The organism is Nocardioides sp. CPCC 206348 (assembly GCF_048654705.1).
Taxonomy (GTDB): domain Bacteria; phylum Actinomycetota; class Actinomycetes; order Propionibacteriales; family Nocardioidaceae; genus Nocardioides.
Genome location: NZ_JBMCZA010000016.1, coordinates 1 through 1,197, shown reverse-complemented (window position 1 = coordinate 1,197; position 1,197 = coordinate 1). Strand labels below are relative to the sequence as shown.

General features: G+C 71.4%; 3 protein-coding genes. All 3 read right to left on the bottom strand.

All coding sequences use genetic code 11. The annotated features are described in order from the left end of the window. Positions 1–169: 169 nt before the first annotated feature. The gene (locus ACOADB_RS00660) at positions 170–280 is read right to left on the bottom strand and encodes a hypothetical protein (protein WP_420280383.1); all 111 of its coding nucleotides are present in this window, start codon (positions 278–280) and stop codon (positions 170–172) included. Between the two features lie 23 nt (positions 281–303). Continuing rightward, positions 304–768, bottom strand: coding sequence for a hypothetical protein (locus ACOADB_RS00655; RefSeq protein ID WP_378595994.1), 465 nt, complete (start codon positions 766–768; stop codon positions 304–306). Between the two features lie 4 nt (positions 769–772). Further along, positions 773–1,197: hypothetical protein (locus tag ACOADB_RS00650; protein WP_378595993.1), on the bottom strand; the 425-nt coding region annotated here is incomplete at its 5' end.

Sequence of the window (1,197 nt, the reverse complement as noted above, 5' to 3'; positions counted from 1 at the left end):
GACGGCGGAAGTCGCCTGCCGCCTCAACGACGATCCTCGGGTTCGACACCGGTCTACTCCTCGTCTTCGTCGGCCGCGAACAGGTCGCTCGGCCGCGGCGGCCCGTACGTCCAGGCCTCAGCCGGACTCAGCGAAGTCGACGAACCACCGAGAGAAACCGCGCCGGGCGTCACTGGACGTCTCCGACGTTGCCCACAGCGACCGCTTCGGCCTTCACCACACGGGCGAAGTGGTCGTCACCCTGGTCACTGCACGGGACGCCTACTGGCGCGTGGCACACCGGGCACTCGATGCTTGCCGAGCTCACCGGCGCCGCCTCCGCACTGGAGCGGCCGCCGGGTCAGGCGCAGGGAGCCCGCGTCGATGGTGCGCGATCGAGACGCCGCGGATCTGATGCGGGTCAGCAGCAGCCAGTGCCATAGCGGCGCGAGCGAAGTTGAGGCGACTCTCGTCGTCGCCGGCACATGACGCGAGACCCTCGAGCCGCTGAACCGCACCGGTGCCGTGCTCCTCCACGAGCGCCCGTACCAGAGCGACCCCGGCCCGGATCTTCGTCGTCGGTCCGGTGAACGCGCGACTGATCGCCGGCGCCCCGAGATCAGCCTCGAGCTCCAGCATCCGCAACCGGGTCTCGGTGTCCATGGCGTACGCGGCCCGAACCATCAGGCCCAACTCCTCGTGCTGGCGCCGAGCCTCGGCGTACGTCAGCTCGGCGTCGCGGCTGGTGGCGTAGAGCCCCGGGCCCCTGACTTCGATCGTCTGCCGCATGTCGTCACGCCCCGATGCCCGTCACGGTCTGAATCTGCGCCGCCGACCGGATCGCCAGGTAGAACGGCCGCGCTACCGCCGCCGACTTCATGAACGCGTTCGGCCGCTCAGCCTCCATCCGGACGTAGTCGGACGCCAGGAACCGCACCGCGCCCGTGCCGATGTACGTCGCCGTTCCGGCCGGCTGACCAGCCGAGACCAGCACCGCCGGATGCGGGCCCTCGAAGAACGTCGACGCCAGGGCCCGCCGGATCTCGGGCCAGTCCACCGCGTTCACAACGACCGCGCGCACCGGACCCCGACCACCCGCCGCGGCCTCCGCGGCGTCCAGCGCTCCGCCGAGGTCCGCGCCGGCTGCTCGCGTGCCGCCGGCGCCCGCGATGAGAGCCGCGGTCACGAACTTCTCGGCCGCGAGGTCGACCTCGTCGA